This window comes from Methylobacterium gossipiicola (assembly GCF_900113485.1).
Lineage (GTDB): Bacteria > Pseudomonadota > Alphaproteobacteria > Rhizobiales > Beijerinckiaceae > Methylobacterium > Methylobacterium gossipiicola.
Genome location: NZ_FOPM01000003.1, coordinates 148,087 through 170,388, shown reverse-complemented (window position 1 = coordinate 170,388; position 22,302 = coordinate 148,087). Strand labels below are relative to the sequence as shown.

The window sequence follows — 22,302 nt, the reverse complement described above, 5'->3', positions numbered from 1 at the left end:
GCGGGTGCTCGCCCGCGCCAGGGAGAACACACCATGCCCTCGATGCCGATGCGAGGAAGGCCCCTCACGCGTGCCGCCCTCACGGGCGCTTCGCTCCTCGTCCTCGCCGGGGCGGCCGAGGCCCAGCAGAACGCCGTGACCCTCGAAACCCTGAGCGTGGAGGGCAGCGGCGCCGGCCTCGGCTCCGGGGGGCCCGGCGCGACGCGACCCGAAACGGCGCTCGGCCCCGTTCCCGGCTACGTCGCCAGCCGCAGCGCCACGGCGACGAAGACCGACACGCCACTCATCCGCACGCCGCAATCCATCAGCGTCATCGGCGCGCAGCAGATCGAGGCGCAGCGGTCACAGACGATCTCCGAGGCCGTGCGCTACACGCCCGGCATCTACGCCAACCAGTTCGGCCCCGACACGCGCCTCGACTGGTTCCTCATTCGCGGCTTCTCGGCCACCGAGACCGGCCTGTTCCGCGACGGGCTGCAGCTGTTCCAGACGGCATTCGCGAATTACCGCATCGATCCCTTCGGCGCCGAGCGCATCGAGGTCCTGCGCGGCCCGGCCGCGACCCTGTTCGGCGGCTCGCCGGTGGGCGGCCTCGTCAACATCGTGTCGAAGCGCCCCACCGCGGAGCCGCTCCGCTACCTCGAGCTCGGCGGCGGCTCGTTCAACCAGCGCTACGCCGCCTTCGACCTCGGCGGCCCGGCCGACGATTCCGGCCACTGGTTCTACCGCCTGACGGGCCGGCTTCAGAACAGCGATGCCCAGGTCCGGTTCGCGCCGGAGGACCGCTACTACATCGCGCCCGCCTTCACGTATAAGCCCGACGGGGCCACCACCTTCACGGTGCTGACGAGCTTCCAGCGCGACGAGACCGGGGGTGCGGGCCAGTTCCTGCCCTATTTCGGCACCGTGCGCCCGAACGCGTCTGGCCTGCGCATCGCCCGCACCCTCAACGCCAGCGATCCCCTGGTCGACGGCTACACCCGCAACCAGGCGAATCTCGGCTACGAATTCGAGCACCATGTCGACGACGTCTGGACGGTCCGCCAGAACGTCCGGTTCTCGTTCACGGAGGTGCGGGACCAGCGCTACGTCGGCAACGGCTACGCCGATGCCGCCCAGCTCGAACTCGCCCGCTACGGCTTCCTCACCACGCCGCGCGCCGGCCTGTTCACCGTCGACAACCAGGCGCAGGCGCGCTTCAGCGACGGATATTTCGGCCACACCCTGCTGATGGGCGTCGATTACAAGCGCTACAGCCTGTCGGACAACCAGGGGGCGACGCCGTTCCCGCCGCAATTCCCCGTGCCGTCCCTCAACATTCTGTCGCCGCGCTACTTCCAGTTCAGTTCGGCGCCGGCTCCCTATCGCGTGGTCAATCAGCAACTCCAGCAGATCGGCCTCTACGCTCAGGATCAGATCGCGCTCACGGATCGCCTGACGTTCCTCATCGGCGGCCGTCAGGACTTCGTGAGCAACACCGTCCAAGACAAGCTTGTCCTCGCCAACTCCACTGTCCGGGATGAGACGGCCTTCACCGGCCGCCTCGGGCTCATCTACAATTTCGACAACGGGCTGGCGCCGTATGTCACCTACGGCACCTCTTTCAATCCTACGGCGGGCGTCGACGGCAACAATCGGCCGTTCAAGGCGGACAAAGGCGAGCAGATCGAGGTCGGCGCCAAGTTCCAACCGGTGGGCTGGAATACCCTCTTCACGGTGGCGGCCTTCGACCTGACGCGTTCCAACGTGCTGACGCCGAACCCGGCCAACGTCTTCACCAACCTGCAGATCGGCGCCGTGCGCTCGCGCGGCTTCGAGGCCTCGGCGGTGGCCAACCTCGCCGAGGGGCTCAATCTCGTGGCGTCCTACACCATCTACGGCTTGCGCACGATCGAGGGCACGAACCTCGACCTCGGCCGGGTGCCGGTGGGCATCCCCGAGACCTTCGCCTCGCTCTGGGCCGATTACACGATCCCCGTGGGCGACTGGAAAGGCTTCGGCTTCGGCGGCGGCGTGAACTATGTCGGCCGGTCCTACGCGGATGTCGCCAACAGCTTGAAGGTGCCCGAATACGTCACCTTCGATGCGGCGGTGCATTACGAGCGTGACGGCTGGCGGGCGGCGATCAACATCCAGAACGCCGGCGACAAGCGCTTCGTCACGTCGTGCTCGAACGCGACCTCGTGCTTCTACGGCACCCAGCGCCGCATCATCGCCAGCCTGGGCTACCGCTGGTGAGACGACCGGGGCGAAGGATCGACCTTCGCCCCCCAAAACCTATTCGCAGACCCGGACGCGGCGGATGTGCTCGTCGCCGTAGGCGTCGATGTAGCCGCGCCGTTCCGTGTGGCAGACCTGCTCCTCGACATAGACCCGGCGCGGCTCGACATAGACGGGTCGCGGCTCGACATAGACCGGCCGCGGCTCGCGGTAGACCGGGCGGCCGGGGTAGTAGCCGTTGTTCTGCGACGAGGCGATGGCGCCCCCGATGGCGAGGCCGCCGAGCACGCCCAGGGCCGCCGCGCCGCCGGGGCCGATGCCGTCACGGGCCTGGGCGCCCGGCGCCACGGTGATCGCGAGGCTGCCGGCCAGCACCGCGCAGAGGAGAGTCCGCTTCATGAGGCTGTTCCTTGAAAGGTCTCGAATCCAGATTTCAGTCTGGAAACTGGACATCGAACGGTTGATGAACGGTAACCGGGCCTTGCCACCCCGGGCACGATCCCGTGCGCGACCGCACGGCGATCACGCCGGCGGATAGGTGTGCTCGTCCGCCGGGAAACGACCGGCGCGAACCTCCTCCGCATAGGCCGCCACGGCGCCCTCGATCTGGCTGCGCAGGGACCCGAACTGCTTGACGAATTTCGGCACGCGGTCGCTCAGGCCCAGCATGTCCTCCAGCACGAGGATCTGACCGTCGCAGGCGGTGCTGGCGCCGATGCCGATGGTGGCCGCCGTAATCCCGGGGGCCGTCGCGATGGCGCGGGCCACGGGCTCGACGATGCCCTCCAGCACGATGGCGAAGGCCCCCGCCTCGCTGATGGCGCGGGCATCGGCGAGGAGGCGCTGCTCGTCACCGCCGCCGCGCCCCTGCACCTTGAAGCCCCCCATGGTGTTCACCGATTGGGGGGTGAGGCCGATATGGCCCATGACCGGAATGCCGCGCGCCACGAGGAACGCCACGGTGTCGGCGAATTGCGCGCCGCCCTCCATCTTGATGGCACCCGCCCCCGTCTCCTTCAGGACGCGGGCGGCGCTGAGGAACGCCTGCTCGCGGCTCGCCTCGTAGGAGCCGAACGGCATGTCCACCACGATGAGTGCCCGCGACGTGCCCCGGATCACCGCCTGCGCCTGGACGATCATCATTTCCAGGGTCACCGGCAGGGTCGATTCCATGCCGTGCATCACCATGCCGAGGGAATCGCCGACCAGGATGAAGTCGCAATGGGGGTCGAGGATGCCGGCGGTGTGGGCGTGATAAGCCGTCAGCGCGATGATCTTGTCGCCCGCCGCCTTACGCTTGGCGAGATCGACGGCACGGATGCGGCGGGATTGGACAACTTGAGACATCGAACTCCACCGGGCTCGCGGTCCCCACCGAGCGGGGACGGGCATTGGGTGGGGAGGCATACACCGCCGCGCGATCGCGCGCGCGGCTCGGCAGAGACGAAGAGCGGGACTTGAAAGGCTTTGTTGACCTCGATTACTGAGGCGACACCACACCACCCACGTTGCAGTGACGGCGATGGCGTCGCCGTCCCGCACTCTTCACTGGGCGTTTCCTCCCTAGACTTGGGCCGCCGGTGCGCGCCTTTCTTCCGCCACAACCCGGCCGGTGTCAACTGCGCCCGCGGAGAATGGAGCGATTCGAAACCTTCCGCTTCAACGTTGCGCCGCGTTCGTGGAGCGCGCCGCCCAGGCGGGGTCCTCCTTCAGCACGGCGGTCTCGTGCCGCTCCTGCCAGCCCTCGATGCCCGTGGGAAACCAGTGCACGGCCGTGTAGCCGGCCTGGACGAGGCGCTTGCCCGCATTCCAGCTGCCCCAGCAATCGGGATGGCAGAAGGTGACGATGGGCCGGGCTTTGTCACCGCCCGTGAGCTCCGCGACGCGCGCGAGGAACAGGTTCTCGTGGGCGGGGTCGAGAGGCGCGGCGCCGGCATTCGGCATCCAGATGGCGCCCGGCACGCTGCGATGGGCCGGCAGCCAGGGCTTGTCGGGGGCCATGCCGGCGGGGCGCCGGTCGGCGAGCGCCACGTCGATGAGCACGGCCTTGCCCGTCGCCACCACCCGGTCGAGGCCGTCGATGTCGAGGACGACGGCGCCCTTCAGGGTCGGCGGGGTGTAGCCCTGCTGCGGGCCGGTGTGGAAGCCCTCGGGCTCTTGCACGTTGACCGGTGAATCGGCGGGCGCCGCCGCCACCCCGAGGGTGAGGAGGGCGGCGGCGGCGAGGCGGCTGAGAAGCGTCATGCGGGTCGCGCCTCAGTTGCTCGGGCTCGGCACCGGGAAGCTGTGCTCCCAACGGCCGTCCTGGTTGTCGGAGGCCACCACGGTCACGGGCGCCGTTCCCTCCGGCAGGAACGCGAAGTTGATCACCGGGTTCGACGCGATGGAAATGTCGCCATCGAGCGTCAGGATGTTGCGTGCCCCCTGCGAGACCACGACCTTCTGGATGTAGCGGGCCGGGGTGTAGTCGCGGGTGATCTGGTTCATCTGCATCCCGGAAAAATTCGGATGGCGGATCATCAGCGTCGCCTCCGTGGACTTGGCGCCGTGGGGGCCTTCCGCAAACTTCATCCGCATGTCGCCCATGCCCTTCATGGCCTCCTCGTCGCTCATGCCCATGGGGGCCGAGCAGCCGCCCGACGCTTTGACGAACTTCGCCGTCTCGAACAGACCGCCATCCTTGGTCCGCACCACGGCGTGGACGTTGGTGTAGTTGTTCACCCGCACCCGGAGCTTGATCTCGCTCGGGTCGGCGGCGGGGCCGAAGGTGATGTTGGCGGCGTAGGGCGACGGGTTGTCGTCGATCACCAGGGACACGCCCGCGACCTTGCCCGGCTCCGGCATCGTCAGAGTGATGGGCACCAGGGCGGCGTCGAGGGCGCGGACGGGGGCATCGACCTTCACCAGGGTCTCGGTCGGCTGCACCGCCTTGTCGCCGAAGATCGAGGTGCGAATCTCGTTCCAGCGGGCGAGGCGCTCGGCATCGGTGTCCGAAGCACCGGCGGCGAAAGCAAGGGTGGGACAAGCGATAGTGAGCGACAGGGCGAGGGCGGTGGCAAACGGCTTCATGGCGTGTCTCCTCTGATAGGGCAGATGGGGCGGGATCACTCCCATTCGAGTTCCTTGAAGGCCTGCGTGACGTTGCGGCCGTTGTAGAGGTCGAACAGAGCCCAGTTCCGGGCTTCCGACTGCCCGATGGTGGCGACCGCCTTCTCGATGGGCAGGTCGGCGGCGATCGCCTTGCGGGTCTCGTCGCGCAGGGTGCCGAGGTAGCGGGTGAGGTCGGCCATGGCGGGGGCGAAGTCCACGCGGGTCGGGCCGTGGCCCGGCACGGCCTGCGCGGCCCCCATGGCTTTGAGCACGTCCGCCTCCTTCAGCCAGCCGAGAAGGCTGCCGTCGAGGGACGGGATGCGGGTCACGAACAGGAGGTCGGCGGGAAACAGCAGACCGGAGGCCGAATCCCGCATGGAGAGGTCGCAATTGGTGTGGGCGACCCCGTGGGCGTGGAAACTCAGCGTTCGCCCGCCGAGATCGACCTCGGCGCCGTCCGTCACCTCCAAGGTGGGATAGACCACCTTCCCGGCTCGGTCCGCCCCGAGAAGCTCCACGAGGCGGGTCCGATAATAGTCGCCGCGCGCGTCGAGGGCGGCGCGCAGGGCGTGATGGCCGACGAAGACCGGCGCGTCGGCGGCGAACGCCTCGGCCCCGAAGCAATGGTCCGGATGCACATGGGTGAGTACCACGTGGCTGATGGGCTTGTCCGTGCGCTTGCGGATCTCGGCGCGCAGCCACTGCCCGTCGGCGAGGCTGCCACCTGATTCGGTCACGAGGACAGACCGCTCGCCGACGATGAAGCCGATATTGGCGATGGCGTCGGCATTCTCGGCCGTCGCCTCGGCATCGGGACCGCGCCGGATGAAGATGCCGGGGCCCACCTCGTCCAGGGCGAACCCTTCCGCCGAACGCCCCAGGGTCGGCAGGCAGCACAGGCACAGGCCGCCGAACAGGGCCGCGCGCCGGCTCGCTTGGACACCACCCGCGACGGGGGGTGAGAGGCCGAACTGGGCCACCATACCGGACGTCCTCCGCTTGTTTTCTTGCCTACCATTGAGTAGGTAGATTTCCGGCGCCGTCAATGGCACATTTTCTTGATCGCCGTTGAGTCCGGAGTGCCGCCCCGATGGCCCCAACATGAGAGACACCCGCGCGGAACTGATCCTGCAGGCTGAGATCCTGGTCCGGGGCCGGGGCTATTCCGGCTTCAGCTACGCGGACCTCGCGGCGGTGGTGGGCATCCGCAAGGCGAGCATCCATCACCACTTCCCGGCCAAGGCCGACCTCGCCCTCGCCCTGGTCGCCGCCTACGACGAACGCTACGACGCGGCCCTCGCGGCAATCCTGGCGCAGGCCAGAAGCGGCGTTGCGCGGATCGAGGCTTATGGCCGGCTCTATCTCGGCGGCGTCGAGGACGACCTCGGCTGCCTCTGCGCCGTGCTGGCGGTGGAGCGCGACGCCCTGCCGGACGCCGTTCGCACGGCCATCGCGCGGTTCTTCGACAAGCACATCGCCTGGCTGGAGCGGGTGCTGGCCGAGGGCCTCGCCGACGGCAGCGTGCGGGCGGGGCTCGATCCCGGCTCCACGGCCCGGCTGGTGGTGGCGACCCTGGAGGGCGCACTCCTGCTGGAGCGGGTGCTTGCCGGGACAACCGGATTTCGCGGCACTTTGGAGGCCCTGTGCGAGGCCCTGAGCCCGCGCGGCGTCTGAGACCGGGCTTTCATCCCGGGCAAATGATACAATATAACACCGGCACCCCCGACCGCCTTCGCGCGAAAACCCAACTCAAGGGCCGCCATGTCCGAGACCTCGAACGCCACCTCCCAAAAAATTCCCGTGACCGTGCTCACGGGCTATCTCGGGGCCGGCAAGACCACGCTCCTCAACCGCATCCTCACGGAGAACCACGGCAAGCGCTACGCCGTGATCGTGAACGAGTTCGGCGAGATCGGCATCGACAACGACCTCGTCATCGGCGCCGACGAGGAAGTGTTCGAGATGAACAACGGCTGCGTCTGCTGCACCGTGCGCGGCGACCTCATCCGCATCATGGACGGGCTGGTGAAGCGGCGCGGCAAGTTCGACGCCATCATCGTGGAGACCACGGGCCTCGCCGATCCGGCCCCCGTGGCCCAGACCTTCTTCATCGACGAGGATGTGGGTGGGGCCGCCCGCCTCGACGCCGTGGTGACGGTGGCGGACGCGAAATGGCTCGCCGACCGCCTGAAGGACGCCCCCGAGGCCAAGAACCAGATCGCCTTCGCGGACGTGATCCTGCTCAACAAGGCCGACCTCGTGGAGCCGGCCGACCTCGACCGCGTCGAAGGTCTCATCCGGTCGATCAACCCCTACGCCAAGGTCCACCGCACCAGCCGCTGCGCCGTGCCCCTCGATCAGGTGCTCGACCGCAACGCCTTCGACCTCTCGCGCATCCTCGACATCGAGCCCGACTTCCTCGAGGAGGGCCACCACCATCACCACGACGACGAGATGCAGTCGGTCTCGGCCAAGATCGACGGGCCGGTGGACCCGGAGAAGTTCATGCCGTGGATCTCGACCCTCACCCAGGTCCAGGGGCCGGACATCCTGCGCTGCAAGGGCATCGTGGCGTTTCCCGACGAGCCGCAGCGCTTCGTGTTCCAGGGCGTCCACCAGATCCTCGACGGCGACCTCCAGGGGCCGTGGAAGGACGACGAGGCCCGCGTCTCGCGGGTGGTGTTCATCGGCCGCAAGCTCGACCCGCAGGCGATCCGCGCCGGCTTCCTCGACTGCGCCGCCTGAATCCCGGCCCCGATTTGGTCATGGTGGGGCGCCACACGGGGCGCCTCGATTCCGGTGCGCCAGCGCATCGGAACCGCCCGGCGACGCGCCCTCCCCGCGCCCCCGGGCGGTGTTTGATGACCGAGCGAGAGAGGTCCGAGACATGAAGAACCTAGCCTTCCGGGCGCTGCTCCTCGGCGCCCTGGCGATGCCGGCGGCGGCGCAGGCCGCGAGCAACACCGTGGTGGGCGTCGGCACGGGCGCCGTGGCCGGCGCCGTGGTCGGCGGCCCCATCGGGGCGGTGGTCGGCGCCGTGGTGGGCGGTGTCGTCGGCTCGAACACCGAGCGCGCCCGGCCCCGTCGCGCCCGGCGCCACCGCAGCGTGCGGGCGCGGCGTCAGGCGGCCATCGTCCGGGCGCGGCCCGTGAACGTGGCCGAGCGCGAGGCGGTCCGCCCGGTCGTCACCCGAACCGGCGCCCCCATGCGTCAGCCCGTCGCCGTGCCGGCGAGCCAACCGACCGCTCAACCGTCCACGTGGCAGAATCCGCGCTGACGGAGCGTCCCGATCCGGGGGTGCCGCAGGGAGGCTCCGCCGTGCTATGGGCGGCGCCCCAAACAGACGCCCCACGGATCGAGTCTCCCCCATGCGAACCATCGTCTACGCCGACGGAGGATGCGACCCCAATCCCGGCCCCGGCGGCTGGGGCGTCGTCATCCGGGCCGAGACCGGCACCGTCGAGTTGTGCGGCGGCGAGCGCTCCACCACCAACAACCGCATGGAATTGACCGCCGCCATCAACGCCCTCGCGCATTTCCCCGAGGGCGCGGCCATCGAGATGCGGTGTGACAGCCAGTACGTCATCAAGTCGGTGACGGAATGGATGAAGGGCTGGAAGGCCAAGGGCTGGCGCACGAGCACCGGCCCGGTCAAGAACGTTGACCTCATGCAGAGCCTCGACGCCCTGGCGGCCAAGCGCGACGTGCGCTGGACCTGGGTGCGCGGCCATACGGGCGAGATCGGCAACGAGCGGGCCGACCGCCTCGCCGCCCAGGGTCGCCGCGAGGCCCTGGCGGCCCCTGTCGGGGCGGCTCCCGCCGGAGCGGTTCCCGCCGCCACGGTCTCGCTGACGGCGTCAAGCCCGGCGCCGGACTCGGCCGCATCGGCCCCGACCGCTCCCGCCCCCGCCCGCCTCAAGGGAACGGCGGCCCTCGCGGCCGGCTTCGCCACCGCACCGCGCACGACGCAGGTCCCCGTCGACCTCGCCCTCGGCCCGGAGATCGCCCGCGCCGCCAAGGCCGCCGGCCTCACCGCCCCGGCCTATGTCGAGGCGGCGATCCGCGTCGCCCTGCACCTCGGCCCGGAGGACTTCGCCCGCGCCCACGCGGCGGCGAAGGGCACCCCGTCGCCGTGACCGGCCCCGCGCTGCCGGCGGGCTTCTTCGACCGTCCAGCGGCGCTCGTCGCGCGCGAACTCGTCGGCTGCGATCTCCGAATCCACGGCGTCGGCGGCCCCATCGTCGAAACGGAAGCCTACGACCGGACCGACCCCGCCTCCCACAGCTTCGCGGGGCCGACCCGTCGCAACGCCAGCATGTTCGGTCCGGCCGGACACGCCTACGTCTACCGCTCCTACGGGCTGCACTGGTGCCTCAACCTCGTCTGCCAGCCCGGCAGCGCCGTGCTGATCCGGGCCCTCGAACCGCGCCACGACCTCGCCGCCATGGCGGCCCGGCGCGGCCTCGACGATCCCCGCCGCCTCTGCGCCGGGCCGGGCCGCCTTTGCCAGGCCCTGGGCGTGACGGACGCGGAAGACGGCCTCCTCCTCGACCGCCCCCCGTTCGCCTTGAGCCTCGGCACGCCCGACGGCTCCGTGGTCGCAGACCGCCGCATCGGCCTCACCCGCGCCGTCGAGACGCCGTGGCGCTTCCTCGTCGCGGGCTCGCGCTTCGTCAGCCGGCCGGTCCCTCGCGCCCGCGCCAAGGGACGGGCCGACGCATAGACGGACCTTACGGAATCCTTGCCGAACTTTAATGAAACTCGCGGAGATGACCGGACGTTCTCAAATCACCAAGGCAAGAACAGGCTATAGGCCGAAACCGACCAAGACCTGAGCTTACCGGATGGTGATGCTATGTCGAGAACAGGTGTCGTCATGCTCAAAACAAGAACTCTTGCTCTTACCCTGGTCGCCACGACGATGATCGGCGGCGCGGCTCTCGCGAACGAGCAGGCCAAGTCTTTGGGGACTCCCGAAATCCCGGCCGCCCAGCGGGTCGTGGACCGGGATGTCGGCAAACTCTCGAAGGACGGGGCGCAGGCCTTCCGCGATCTGCATCTGGCCCGGATCGCCATCTTCGACGCGGCGCCCGATCAGGCCAAGGCGGACATCCGGAAGGCGCAGGAAGCCTTGACCAAGGCCAAGACCGACGAGACCCTGTTCACCAAGGCCGAGGCGGATCTCAAGGCTCCGGCGGCGACCAAGCCTACGCAGGCCGCCGCCACCGCATCAGCGAAAGCGGCTCCCAGCACGCAGCCGGTGGCCTGGCTCCCCATCGACGGGCAATTGACCCTGGGTGAGGATTTCGTCGCCACGCCCACCAAGGCGGCCGCCGTGACGGATGCCAACAAGAGCCTCGAGAAGGGTGACCAGAAGGCCGCCGTCGACAAGCTCAAGCTCGCTGGCATCGACGTGAACTTCACCATGGCGGTCGTGCCCCTGGCCCAGACCACCGCCGACGTGGATCAGGCCGCGAGCCTCATCGGCCAGGGCAAGTACTACGAGGCCAACGCCGTGCTGAAGAAGGCCGAGGACGGCATCCGCTTCACCATGGTGGATGCCATCGGCGTCCCCGACAAGGCGAAGGCCGACGCCGCGTCCGCGAAGGCGGCCCCCGTCGCCACGGCGAGCTCGGGCCAGACGCAGAAGCCCGCGCACTGAGCCCGCCATGATCCGGCGCCCGCGCAAGCGACGCGGCCGCCGGATCATCGAGACCGCGCGGCTCCAACCTTCCTGTTGCCCGCCCTCACGTTTCTCCAGCGAGGCATCCACCTCGATCCCCGGCGCGAGGAGGGCCATCGGATCGAACCTCACGGCTGCCTCCGCCCATTCCAAGGGACCCGTCCCATGTTCAACGTCCTGACGCTCGGTGTTCTGTGTTCGGCCGCCCTGACGGGCTTCGGGGTGGCCCTGACCTCCGGCCTCGTCGGCCATCCCTTCGATGGCCAGGTCCCCGGTGATTGGGGCTGGAGTTTCATCATGATGGGCGTCGCCTGCGCGTTCGCCTTCGGCTTCTTCGAGTGGCAGCACCTCAAGCATCGCTCCTGAGGCTTCCTCGATCCGGAGGCGGTCCACCGCCGGCTCGATGACAGCTTGGCAGGGGCGTCACCCGCCCCGCATCGGTGGATACGGGGGCTGATTGAAACGGTCTTCCAACCCTGCGCATCATCCCGCCCCCGGTCGCAGCCGGGCCGCACGGCCTCACCGCACGAGCTCCACCATCGGGCGGGAACGGGTGTGCGGAGACGGAGGGATCGAGACCTATGGACAGCGAAGCCGCAACCGTCCTGGCGAGCGCCGAGGCACGATCCATCCGGAACGATCGCCTCAATGCGGCGGCCAGTCTCGTCGACCGCCGCGATGGGCCCGGCGGTTTCGTCCGCGATCTGTTCGGGCGCGTCCCGCCGGAGGATCTGGCGCCCTACCCGCCGGAAGCCCTCGCCGACCTCGCCCTCGCGGCCCGCCAGCACCTCGCCGCCCCCCGTCGTCCCGGCACGCCCTGCGACCTGCGCCTCTCCGACCTGACGGTGGACCGCGACGGGCGTCCCCGCGAACTCACCGTGGTCGAGGTGGTGAACGACAACCGGCCGTTCCTCCTCGCCTCCGCCCTCGCGGAACTGACCGAGCAGGGCCTTACCCCCCACCTCGTCGCCCACCCGATCCTCGGCGTCGAGCGCGATGCCGATGGCGGCCTCGTGCGCGTGGTCGGCGAGACCACGGCGGACATGCAGGGCGCCCTCGGCCGCGAGAGCTTCATCCACCTCCATCTCGACCGCCTCGATGCGGGCGAGGCCCGCGACCGCCTGGAAGCCGGCCTCGCCCGCGTGTTCCGCGACGTCGCCCGGGTCACCGACGATCACGACGCCATGGAGGCGCGCCTCGCCGACCTGACGGAGCAGTACGGGGCCGGGCGCCCGTCCCTGCCGGCGGCCGAGGTGGCGGAGGCCCACGCCTTCCTCGCATGGTTGCGCGACGGCCATTTCACGCTCCTGGGCTTGCGCGAATATGCGCTGGCCGAAGACGGACACGCGGCGGTGCCGGGGGCGAGCCTCGGCGTGCTGCGCGATCCCGCCGTGGAGGTCCTGCGCGGCGGCCAGGCCGTCGCCGACGACACGCCGGAGATCCGCGCCTTCCTCGAAGGTCCCCAGGCCCTCTTGGTCACCAAATCGAGCATCCGGTCGCGGGTACATCGTGCGGGCCATCTCGATTACGTCGGGATCAAGCTGTTCGCGCAAGACGGGCGCCTCGCGGGCGAGGTGCGCCTCGTCGGCCTGTTCACGGCGAGCGCCGACACGGCCCTGGCCCGGGACGTCCCGTACCTGCGGGAAAAGGTCGCCGCCGTCGTCGCCTGCGCCGGCCTCGACCCGACGAGCCATGCCGGGCGCAGCCTTCTCAACGTGCTGGAGACCTACCCAAGGGACGACCTGTTCCAGATCGAGACCGACCGCCTTTACCGCTTCACCCTGGCCATCGGCAGCCTCGCCGAACGGCCGCGCATCCGGGTCCTGCCCCGCCTCGACCGCTTCGGCCGCTTCGTCTCCCTCCTCGTCTACGTGCCGAAGGACCGCTACGATTCCGGGGTCCGCACCCGCATCGGCCTCCACCTCGCCCGGACCTATGGCGGCCGGCTCTCGGCGGCCTATCCCGATTTCCCCGAAGGCTCCCTTGCCCGGACCCACTACATCATCGGCGGCCTGTCCGAAGGCCGGGCGCCGGAGCCCGATCCCGCCCGCCTCGAGGCCGAGATCGGCGCCCTGGTGCGGAACTGGGGCGACGACCTGCGCTTGGCCCTGGCCGAGGCGCGACCCGGCCGGGAGGCCCGCGCCCTCGCCGCCCGTTACGCGGACGCGTTCTCGGCCGCCTACCGGGAGAACTTCACGCCTCAAGCCGCCATCGCCGACATCGCCATCCTCGAATCCTTGAGCGAAGCCCGCCCGCGCGCCGTCGATATCGGCCGCCGCGACAGCGATCAGGCCCATCAGATCCGCCTCAAGGTGTTTTCACGCGGCGCCGCCGTGTCCCTGTCGGACCGGGTACCGGCCCTCGAGAACCTCGGCTTCCGGGTGATCAACGAGCGGACCTACCGCATCCGCCTCGGCGAGGGGCCGGAGGCGGCCCAGGTTTGGCTCCACGACATGCTGCTGGCGCGGGCCACGGGGGCGGCCATCGACCGGGACCGGCTGGAAGCCCCCCTGGAGTCCGCCCTCCTCGCCATCGCGGCGGGGGAGGCGGAATCCGACGGCTACAACCGCCTCGTGCTCGAAGCCGACCTCGGCTGGCGCGACGTCGCCCTCCTGCGCGGCCTCGGCCGCTACCTGCGCCAGCTCCGGGTCCGCTACGGCCAGGGCTACCTCGCCGCCACCCTCGCCCAGCACCCTGCCATCGCCGCCCGCATCGTCGCCCTGTTCCACGCCCGCTTCGATCCGGCCGTGGAAGACCGCGCGACGCGCGAGGCCGCCATCCGGACCGAGATCGAGACGGCGCTGTCCAGCGTCACCAGCCTCGACGAGGACCGGATCCTGCGCCGCTTCATCAACCTCGTCGAAGCCGCCGTCCGGACCAACTTCTTCCAGAGCCGCGAGGACGGGGCCCCGCGCGAGACCATCGCGTTCAAGTTCGCCTGCGCCAAGGTGAGCGGCATGCCCTTGCCGCGTCCGTTCTTCGAGATCTTCGTCTACGCGCCGCGCCTCGAGGGTATGCACCTGCGCTACGGCTACGTGGCGCGCGGCGGCCTGCGCTGGTCCGACCGGCCGGAGGATTTCCGGACCGAGATCCTCGGGCTGGTGAAGGCCCAGCAGGTCAAGAACGCCGTCATCGTGCCCGTGGGCGCCAAGGGCGGGTTCTTCCCCAAGCGCCTGCCGCCGGCCTCCGACCGCGAGGCGTGGCTCGCGGAGGGCACCGAGAGCTACCGGGTCTTCATCCGTACGCTCCTCGACCTCACGGATAACATCGTCGACGACGCGATCCGCCCGCCCGCCGACACCGTGCGGCACGACCCCGACGACGCCTACCTCGTGGTGGCGGCCGACAAGGGCACCGCCACCTTCTCGGACGTCGCCAATGCCCTCTCCCTGGAGCGCGGCCACTGGCTCGGCGACGCCTTCGCGTCGGGCGGCAGCCAGGGCTACGACCACAAGCGCATGGGCATCACCGCGCGCGGCGCCTGGGAAGCGGTCAAGCGCCATTTCCGCGAGATGGACGTCGACGTGCAGGCCGACCCCGTCACCGTGGCGGGGGTCGGCGACATGTCGGGCGACGTGTTCGGCAACGGCATGCTGCTGTCGCGCAGCCTGAAGCTCGTCGCGGCCTTCGACCACCGCGATATCTTCCTCGACCCCACCCCCGATCCGGCGGCGAGCTTCGCAGAGCGGCGGCGCCTGTTCGATCTGCCACGGTCGAGCTGGCGCGATTACGACGCATCCCTGATCTCGCGGGGCGGCGGCGTCTTCTCCCGCAGCCTGAAGACCGTTCCCCTGTCGCCGGAGATTCAGGCGGTGCTCGGCCTCCCGCAGAACGAGGCGACGCCGGCCGAGGTGATGCAGGCGATCCTGAAGGCCCCCGTCGATCTCCTGTGGTTCGGCGGCATCGGCACCTACATCCGCGCCGGGTCCGAGACCGACGAGGAGGTGGGCGACCGGGCCAACGACGCCATCCGCATCACCGGCTCGGGCGTGCGCGCCAAGGTGGTGGGCGAAGGCGCCAATCTCGGCCTGACCCAGCGCGGCCGCATCGAGGCGGCGCGCGCGGGCGTGCGCCTCAACACCGATGCCATCGACAATTCCGCCGGGGTGAACACCTCCGACGTCGAGGTGAACATCAAGATCGCCCTGATGGGCCCCGAACGCGACGGACGCCTCGACGCCGCCGCCCGCAACGCCCTCCTGGTCGGCATGACCGACGAGGTCGCGGCCCTCGTGCTGCGCAACAACGAACTCCAGACCCTGGCCCTGTCCCTGGCCCAGCGCCGGGGCGTCGGCGAGACGGCCTTCGCGGTGCGGACCCTGCAAGCCCTCGAAGCCGAGGGCCGCCTCGACCGGGCGGTGGAGTTCCTGCCCGACGATGCCGCCATCGCCGAACGCCTGCGCCGGGGCGAGGGCCTGACCCGGCCCGAATACGCCGTGCTCCTCGCCTACGCGAAACTCTCGCTCTACGACGCGATCCTCGCGAGTCCGGTGCCGAACGACCCGTATTTCGACCGCGAACTGCAGCGCTACTTCCCCCAAGCCCTGCGCAAGCAGTTCCCCGACGCCGTGAAGGGTCATCGCCTGCGCCGGGAGATCATCGCCACGGCGCTCTCCAACATCATCGTCAACCGGGGCGGCCCCTCGCTGGTCACCCGCCTCATCGACGAGACCGGGGCGGATGCGGCCGCTATCGCGAAAGCCTACGCGGTGACCCGCGACGCCTTCGGCCTGATGGAGCTGAACCTCGCCATCGACGACCTCGCCGGCGCCGTGCCGGGCCAAGCCCAGCTCGACCTCTATGCCGACGTGCAGGATCTGCTGATCGGGCGCATCGTCTGGTTCATCCGCAACCTCGACCTCTCGGGCAACATCGCGCCCCTGGTGGCGCGCTACCGCGACGGCATCGCCGCCGTGATGGCCGCCCTGCCGGAGGTGCTCGACGCGCAAGCGATGCAGGCCCTCGACGCCCGGCAGGCGGAATTGACGGGCTACGGCCTCGCCCCCGACGCCGCCCGGCGCCTCGCTTCCCTGGCGTTTCTCTCCGCCGGCCCCGACATCGTCCGGGTGGCCGAGGATGGCGGGCGCCCCGTGGCGGGGATCGCGGCGACGCATTTCGCCCTCGGCCACCATTTCCGCCTCGACAGCCTCGTGGCCGACGCCCGCAAAGTCCCGGTGAACGACACCTTCGACCGCGTCGCCCTGGAGCGGGCGGTGTCGGGCATCTCCACGGCCCACCGCCGCCTCACGGCGGAGGTGGTGTCCGATGTCGGTGACGGTCCGGAGGCCGTCGAAGCCTGGATCACGGCGCGGGGGCCGGCACTCAGCCGCATTCGCACGGCCGTGGAGGCCATCGCCGACTCGGGACTGACGGTCTCGAAGGCGACGGTGGCGGCGAGCCTGCTCGGCGATCTCGCCCGGGCCTGAGTGTCGCTCGCACAACTCCCGTCGCACCGTCGGCCTCGAAACGAAAACCGTCCAGGGTCGGGAGTTTTGCGGGGACCTGTGAAGCGCGCTTGGGGCGGGGCGTCGTTTCCCGTATCAAGCCGGCCACGGGCGAGGTGAGGAGCGGCGTTGGAACAGGCTCTGTTGAGTTGGATCGGCCAATTGCTGTCGATCCGCTCCGAAGTGTTCGCGCTCCTCGGGCTCGGCCTCTCCGTCGTCGTGACCATGCACGTGCTCCTGCGCAAGCGCGAGGTCGGGGGCGCCATCGGCTGGATCGGCCTCGCCTGGCTCTCGCCCCTGTTCGGGTCCGGCCTCTACGCCCTGTTCGGCATCAACCGGGTCACGCGCCGGGCGCACAAGCTGCGCATTCGCCCGACCCAGAGCGCCGGCGCCGCCCGCTCGCCCGATGACGCCCTGACGCCGCCGCCCCTGCCCGAGACCCTGCCGGAAGCCTTCCGCCCCCTCGACCACGCCGTGCGGCGGATCACCCACCTGCCCCTGCGGCCAGGCAACGCCGTGACGCTGTTCCGCAACGGCGACGCCGCCTACCCGGTGATGCTCGAAGCCATCGCGGCGGCGCAAACCTCCGTCGCCCTGTCGAGCTACATCTTCCGCGACGACGCCACGGGCCGGGCCTTCTGCGACGCCCTGGCGGCGGCCCACGCCCGTGGCGTCGCCGTCCGGGTCATCATCGACGGCATCGGCGGCGGCTATTTCCGGGCCGGCATCACCCGGCGCCTGCAGCAGGCCGGCGTTCCGGTGGGCCGGTTCATGCACTCCGCCCTGCCGTGGCGGATGCCGTTCCTGAACATGCGCTCGCACAAGAAGCTGCTGATCCTCGACGGCCGCATCGCCTTCACGGGCGGCCTCAACATCGCGGAGGACAACCGCGTCGCCGAGAACCCGCCGCATCCGATCCGCGACACCCATTTCCGCATCGTCGGCCCGGTGGTGGACCAACTGGCCGCCGCCTTCGCCAGCGACTGGATCTTCGTCTCGGGCGAGGACCTCACGGGCGAGACGTGGTTCCCAAGCCTGTCCCCCGCCGGCACCGTCCCGGCGCGGGTGGTGACCTCGGGGCCGGACGCCGACCTGCGCAAGATCGAACTCGCGGTCTTCCAGGCCGTGGCCTGCGCACGACACAGCATCCGCCTGTCGACGCCCTACTTCCTTCCCAACGAGATCCTCACGGGCGCCCTCGGCCTCGCCGCGAGCCGGGGCATCCAGGTCGACGTCATCATCCCGAAGGTGAGCGACCACCGCTTCGTCGACTGGGCGACGCGGGCCCATGTCGAACCGCTCCTGCGCAGCGGCGTCCGAATCTGGCTCGACGCCCCGCCCTTCGACCATTCGAAGATCCTCGTCGTCGACGGGACGTGGTGCTTCGTCGGCTCGGCGAACTGGGACATGCGCAGCTTCCGCCTCAACTTCGAGGTCAATGTCGAGTTCTACGATGCCGGCCTCGCCCAGGCCCTCGACGCCATCATGCGGGCGAAGATGGAAGAGCGCCTGACGCTCGGCGACCTGACCGCCCGCCCCCTGCCCATCCGGCTGCGCGACGCCGCCGTCCGCCTCGCCCTCCCCTATTTGTGACCATTGGGTTTGCGGAGGGATCATCCTTGTCGAGCGGGTGTCGGGCTTAAGCCCGACATTGCCCCTCAGCCGACGCGGCGCTTGAGCGAGGCCGAGATTCGCAGGGCGAAGCGATCGAGCCGATTGCCGGAGCGCGTCTCCTCGGGGCGCCGGGCGATGAACGGCGTCGGGGCGAGTGCGACGACGATGGGGCGGTGATCGGAGGGGCCGCGCGGAAGCACGGCGGAGGCGTGGCAGGTCAGGCCACGCACGAGGCAACGGTCGAGGCGTAAGGGAACGATGCGGCCCATGGCATGGGTCGGCAGGCGCGGACCGACATCGCGGAACCCGGCGAGCAGGGGCGGGCCGACGAGGTTGTAATCGCCGATCACCGCCGCGCACTCGGGCAGGTGCTCGGCGATGCGGCGCAACTGGCGCCGGTTCAGCATCTGGCCATGGGACAGGTGGACGTTAGCGACCCCGAAATCGCCGAGATCGAGGATCTGGCAGACCCGATCGAACATGGCCCCGGACGGTAGCTCAACGACGGTCGGGGGCGCGAGGAACGGCGTCGGGCTCCACAGGGCGGGGCCGTGGATGCGCCCCGGCAGGGGCACCCAGGCGTAATCGCCCCCGAGGCGGTCCCGGAGGCCGGCGATCTCCTTCGTGGCCTCCTGCATCAGCACGAGATCGGGCTTTTCGCGGTCGATCAGGGCCGCGAGGGCGGCGACGTTGGCGCCCGTGCGCCGCAGGAGGTTCCAACTCAGGATTTTTTTTTGCCCAGGCCGGTCGACCGCCGGGGTCTGGGGATCGGGGCGGCGCAGGGCTCGCAACGCGAGACGGCGATCGTTCAGCATGGCGCCTTAAGTGGGACGAAGCGGGGCTTTGGGAAGGCCGTCCCCCCATCGTCGCCCCCCGAGGGGTCAACGCGCCTTGAGCACCGCGCGGCAGGCGGCCGGCAGGGCCGCCATGGTCATCGGCGGCTTGAGCTTCGGGGGCTTCGTCGGTTTCGGCGGATGGAGCACCGCGTCGCTGAACCAGTAGGCGAGTTCCTCGCCGCAGCCGTCACCGCCGGGGGGCGGGGCCTGATCGTCGCACTGATCCTGGCCCGCCGGGCAGGCGAGGCGGATGTGGTAATGATAATTGTGCCCGTACATGGGCCTCACCTTCGAGAGCCAGGCCCGGTCGCCCCCCGCCTCGCGGCACAGGGCCTTCTTGATCGCCGGGTTCACGAACAGGCGCGTCACCTCGGGCTGCTTCGCCGTGAGGCGGATGAGCTTCAGGTGCTCGGGCGTCCAGACACGGGGATCGATGTCGAGGCGGTCGGCGCGCACGACGTCGGTGGCGGAGGTCTCCTCGCGCTCGCGCCGGCTCATGCGATGATCCGGCATGGGGGTCAGCCAGATGTCGGCATCGAGGCCGAGTTGGTGCGAGGCGTGCCCCGTGAGCATCGGACCGCCGCGCGGCTGCGACATGTCGCCGACGAGGAGACCGGGCCAACCGACGCGCGGGGCCTGGGCGGCGAGCCGCTCGAGGAAATCCACCAGGGGCGGGGTGCCCCACATCCGGTTGCGCGACAGGCGCATCACCTGCCAGGTCGGCCCGTCGGCGGCCAGGGCCTCGCCACCCGAGAAGCACCCCTTGGCATAGGAGCCGTAGGCGTGGGCCGGCCCGGGCGCGGGCGAGGTCGCGCGACCGAACAGGGCCTTGGCGGGGGTGCCAGGGGCGTCCGGGTCGGCCAGCGGCGGCAGGGGCTTCGGGTCGAGGGTGCCCCGGTCCTGGGCCTGGACGGCCGAACCGAGGGCGAGGAGCGCGAGAGCTGCGACGGGGATCGGGCGAGGGAACCGGCGGAGGGACAGGGCTTAGGCTCCAGGCACGGGGGCAATCGAGGATCGGGCGAGGCTAACCGATCGGGGACCGTCGCGCGACCTATTCGGCCGGGGCGACGGCGATGCGGATGGTGTCGGCGCGGGCGCCGCTCACCACCACGACGAGGGGGGCCGTCCCGAGCTGGAACCGGACGCTCTTGGCAAGGCCTCGGCATCCATGCTGGGCGGTATGCGCGAGGGGCGGGCGCGGTGTCGTTCCGTCCTGGCTGACATCGACCCAGGCCTTAGCCGAGAGGGTGACTTGATACAGGCCCGGCGTGACCGGGGCCGGCACGGTGAGGACGCCGCCATAGGTTCCGGGCTTGGGCTCCCGCGTCGGCTGGAACGGCGGCACCAAGTCGGCCTGCGGCTTCAGCTTCAGGACGGCGCCGGGCATTCCGGCCGACAGGGCCCCCCCACTCTCCAGGCGGGGCAGATTCGGGGCAGCGAACCACGCCTGCTCGCGCAGGAGCGGCCAGTCGAACCCCGTACAGATCGCCGGATCGGTGGATTCCGGCACGGCTTCGGCGGAGCGGGCCGGCTCCTGGGCCCTGGCCCCCGATATGAGAAACAGGGCGGCGACGGCCGCGAGGGCGCGCACCCGCATCACGAAACCGCGACCATGCGACGGGGCTGGGTTCTGGTCGTCATGGACGTCCTTTCCGTTCGGTGTCGGGCCGAGCCGGCGGCGGCGACCGCCTCCGCGAGGGGGCTTTCGTCCCACGGCATCGTGGCCGATTTCAGAACGGATCGTCGGCCCCGTTCGGAGCGTCGGTGTCCGCATCGGAGATCTGTCGGCGCACACCCCAGGCGCCAAGGGCCGCATTGAGATCGTCGCGCACGAAATGGCGGGCACTCTCGCGGTCGTAGCCGTCATCCAGGAGGGCGTCGTACTCGGTGAAGACGTGACGGGCATAGGCCACGAGGGAGAGCCAAGCCGCCGTCTCGGGGGCCGCCCCACGCAGTCCGGGGCTCGCGAGGGCCCGGTCGAGGGCCACCCCCGCCTCGAAATCGGGCAGACGCGGCGCGAGGCGCAGGAGGGCGGCGGCCACCATCTCGCGCCGGTTCAACGGGGCGTTCCCCGTGACGTTCCGCTTCCCCATCGGCGTCGCTCCTCCGCCTGCCCGGGGCGTGTGGCACGCCCGCGGAGAGGGAACAAGAACCGGGGCCGGACGGGCGACCGGCCCCCGACCGGCCCTGGCGCGGCCTTCGCTTGGCCCGGGGCGCATGAAATGTTTTGTAGTAAAGCGTTCGATAATGATATCGATCAAGGCGGCAGTTCGCCCATTTCGGGACGGAACCGTGCGCCATCGCGAACGGACGCACACGTGATTCAGGAAGCCTCCGTTCTCGTCATCTCGGACCGCCCGGAACAGGCCGCCCCACTGGTGCGGGCAATCGGCACCGTCGTCACCTGTCGGCAGATCGCGTCCGGATCCGAGATGCCGGCGCAGCGCCCGTTCCTGGCGGTGGTGGACGTCACGGAAGATGAAGCCGCGGCGACCACTTGGCTCACGCGCCTGCACGGCTTGCGGGTCCCGAGCCTCCAACTCGCCCCGCGCCCCGTCACGACACGCCCGCCAACCCGGTTCCTGCCCGCGAACGCCCCCCGCATGACCGTCCTGGCGGCGGTCTTCGATCTCATGGACGGCATCGAGGCCGGCCGGGAGCGCCGCTTCGACGAGGCCGACCGACGCAGAATCCAGGTTGGCACCAAGGCCGAAACGGCCAATCACTCCGTCACCGAGGCGTTCGATGCGGCCCGGCGCGGCGCCCCCCTGTCCCTCGCCGCCGTCGAGGCCGGCACGGAGGCGATCCTCGAAGCCGTGTCCGAATACGGCATCCGCACCTGGCTCGAGATCATCGGCCGCTACGACCAGCAGCTCTACCAGCATTCCCTCAGCGTCGCCGGCTATGCCGCCGCCTTCGGCGCGGGCCTGTCGCTCGCGCGGGCCGACCAGATGAATCTCGCGCGCGCGGCCTTGCTGCACGACATCGGCAAGTCACGGATTCCCCTGGCGATCCTGAACAAGCCCGACCGCCTGACCGCCGACGAGATGGCGGTGATGCGGACCCATCCATCCGTGGGCGCCGATCTCCTCGAAGACCAGGGCACCTTCGACCCGACCCTGCTCGCGGTGGTGCGCCACCACCACGAGATGCTCGACGGCAGCGGCTATCCGGACGGCCTGTCGGGGACGGAAATCCCCGATCTGGTGCGCCTCGTCACCATCTGCGACATCCATTCCGCCCTCACCGAACGGCGGGCCTACCGCAATCCCCTCCCCCACGAGGCGGCCCACGAGATCATGCGGGACATGGGGGAAAAGCTCGACACCGACCTCCTGCGCGCCTACCGCAGCGCCGTGGTCCTGCCCCTGACCCAGACGCCGGTGGCTTGATCCGGCCCGCTGAAGCACGGGTT

The 22,302-nt window shown here is 70.2% G+C and carries 20 protein-coding genes; 11 read left to right on the top strand and 9 right to left on the bottom strand.

Annotated features, from left to right (window positions below):
- Positions 1-33: 33 nt before the first annotated feature.
- A complete protein-coding gene (locus tag BM249_RS03860; protein WP_244528575.1) occupies positions 34-2,238 on the top strand; it encodes a TonB-dependent siderophore receptor in 2,205 nt (734 codons plus the stop codon).
- A 39-nt stretch (positions 2,239-2,277) separates the two neighbouring features.
- Here the strand turns inward: BM249_RS03860 and BM249_RS03855 are convergent, their stop codons facing one another.
- The 5 genes from BM249_RS03855 to BM249_RS03835 form a co-directional block, all read right to left on the bottom strand.
- The gene (locus BM249_RS03855; protein ID WP_091969180.1) at positions 2,278-2,619 is read right to left on the bottom strand and encodes a YjjA family protein; all 342 of its coding nucleotides are present in this window, start codon (positions 2,617-2,619) and stop codon (positions 2,278-2,280) included.
- Positions 2,620-2,742: 123 nt separating this feature from the next.
- Positions 2,743-3,567 carry a 3-methyl-2-oxobutanoate hydroxymethyltransferase gene (panB, locus tag BM249_RS03850; RefSeq protein ID WP_091969178.1) on the bottom strand — a complete coding sequence of 275 codons (825 nt, stop codon included), beginning with the start codon at positions 3,565-3,567 and terminating at the stop codon, positions 2,743-2,745.
- Between the two features lie 312 nt (positions 3,568-3,879).
- Positions 3,880-4,464: a rhodanese-like domain-containing protein gene (locus tag BM249_RS03845; protein WP_091969176.1), complete on the bottom strand. Its 585-nt coding sequence runs from the start codon at positions 4,462-4,464 to the stop codon at positions 3,880-3,882.
- 12 nt (positions 4,465-4,476) lie between these two features.
- Positions 4,477-5,289 carry a quinoprotein dehydrogenase-associated SoxYZ-like carrier gene (locus BM249_RS03840; protein ID WP_091969174.1) on the bottom strand — a complete coding sequence of 271 codons (813 nt, stop codon included), beginning with the start codon at positions 5,287-5,289 and terminating at the stop codon, positions 4,477-4,479.
- A 35-nt stretch (positions 5,290-5,324) separates the two neighbouring features.
- Positions 5,325-6,293 (bottom strand): quinoprotein relay system zinc metallohydrolase 2, encoded by a 969-nt coding sequence (locus BM249_RS03835; RefSeq protein WP_091969171.1) that lies wholly within the window; start codon positions 6,291-6,293, stop codon positions 5,325-5,327.
- A gap of 118 nt (positions 6,294-6,411) precedes the next feature.
- On the opposite strand from BM249_RS03835, the gene BM249_RS03830 reads away from it, so the two are divergent.
- The 9 genes from BM249_RS03830 to BM249_RS03790 all read left to right on the top strand — a co-directional run bounded on the left by BM249_RS03830 (position 6,412) and on the right by BM249_RS03790 (position 18,030).
- Positions 6,412-6,984 (top strand): TetR/AcrR family transcriptional regulator, encoded by a 573-nt coding sequence (locus BM249_RS03830; RefSeq protein ID WP_091969168.1) that lies wholly within the window; start codon positions 6,412-6,414, stop codon positions 6,982-6,984.
- An 87-nt stretch (positions 6,985-7,071) separates the two neighbouring features.
- Positions 7,072-8,055: a CobW family GTP-binding protein gene (locus tag BM249_RS03825; RefSeq protein WP_091969166.1), complete on the top strand. Its 984-nt coding sequence runs from the start codon at positions 7,072-7,074 to the stop codon at positions 8,053-8,055.
- Positions 8,056-8,197: 142 nt separating this feature from the next.
- On the top strand, positions 8,198-8,587 hold the full coding sequence (locus tag BM249_RS03820; protein ID WP_091969164.1) for a hypothetical protein: 390 nt from the start codon (positions 8,198-8,200) through the stop codon (positions 8,585-8,587).
- A gap of 91 nt (positions 8,588-8,678) precedes the next feature.
- Complete coding sequence (gene rnhA / locus BM249_RS03815) at positions 8,679-9,446, top strand: ribonuclease HI (protein ID WP_091969163.1); 768 nt, start codon at positions 8,679-8,681, stop codon at positions 9,444-9,446.
- Entirely contained in the window at positions 9,443-10,033 is a 591-nt protein-coding gene (locus tag BM249_RS03810; protein ID WP_425284786.1) for a DNA-3-methyladenine glycosylase, read from the top strand. The genes rnhA and BM249_RS03810 overlap by 4 nt, the downstream gene beginning before the upstream one ends.
- Positions 10,034-10,186: 153 nt before the next feature.
- Positions 10,187-10,972 (top strand): YfdX family protein, encoded by a 786-nt coding sequence (locus BM249_RS03805; protein ID WP_091969162.1) that lies wholly within the window; start codon positions 10,187-10,189, stop codon positions 10,970-10,972.
- A gap of 186 nt (positions 10,973-11,158) precedes the next feature.
- Entirely contained in the window at positions 11,159-11,359 is a 201-nt protein-coding gene (locus tag BM249_RS21120; RefSeq protein WP_143103673.1) for a hypothetical protein, read from the top strand.
- Between the two features lie 215 nt (positions 11,360-11,574).
- On the top strand, positions 11,575-16,419 hold the full coding sequence (locus tag BM249_RS03795) for an NAD-glutamate dehydrogenase (protein ID WP_091969160.1): 4,845 nt from the start codon (positions 11,575-11,577) through the stop codon (positions 16,417-16,419).
- A gap of 147 nt (positions 16,420-16,566) precedes the next feature.
- Positions 16,567-18,030, top strand: coding sequence for a phospholipase D-like domain-containing protein (locus BM249_RS03790; protein ID WP_091969159.1), 1,464 nt, complete (start codon positions 16,567-16,569; stop codon positions 18,028-18,030).
- Between the two features lie 65 nt (positions 18,031-18,095).
- Here BM249_RS03790 and BM249_RS03785 read toward each other — a convergent pair whose 3' ends face one another.
- The 4 genes from BM249_RS03785 to BM249_RS03770 all read right to left on the bottom strand — a co-directional run bounded on the left by BM249_RS03785 (position 18,096) and on the right by BM249_RS03770 (position 20,980).
- Positions 18,096-18,866, bottom strand: a complete 771-nt coding sequence (locus BM249_RS03785) for an endonuclease/exonuclease/phosphatase family protein (protein ID WP_091969158.1) — start codon at positions 18,864-18,866, stop codon at positions 18,096-18,098.
- A gap of 66 nt (positions 18,867-18,932) precedes the next feature.
- Positions 18,933-19,868 carry a penicillin-insensitive murein endopeptidase gene (gene mepA / locus BM249_RS03780; RefSeq protein ID WP_425284787.1) on the bottom strand — a complete coding sequence of 312 codons (936 nt, stop codon included), beginning with the start codon at positions 19,866-19,868 and terminating at the stop codon, positions 18,933-18,935.
- 70 nt (positions 19,869-19,938) lie between these two features.
- Positions 19,939-20,484 (bottom strand): hypothetical protein, encoded by a 546-nt coding sequence (locus tag BM249_RS03775; RefSeq protein ID WP_091969156.1) that lies wholly within the window; start codon positions 20,482-20,484, stop codon positions 19,939-19,941.
- Positions 20,485-20,617: 133 nt separating this feature from the next.
- Positions 20,618-20,980: a DUF2293 domain-containing protein gene (locus BM249_RS03770; RefSeq protein WP_091969155.1), complete on the bottom strand. Its 363-nt coding sequence runs from the start codon at positions 20,978-20,980 to the stop codon at positions 20,618-20,620.
- A gap of 225 nt (positions 20,981-21,205) precedes the next feature.
- Between BM249_RS03770 and BM249_RS03765 the strand changes: the two genes are divergently transcribed.
- Positions 21,206-22,279, top strand: coding sequence for an HD-GYP domain-containing protein (locus BM249_RS03765; protein WP_244528574.1), 1,074 nt, complete (start codon positions 21,206-21,208; stop codon positions 22,277-22,279).
- Positions 22,280-22,302: the final 23 nt, after the last annotated feature.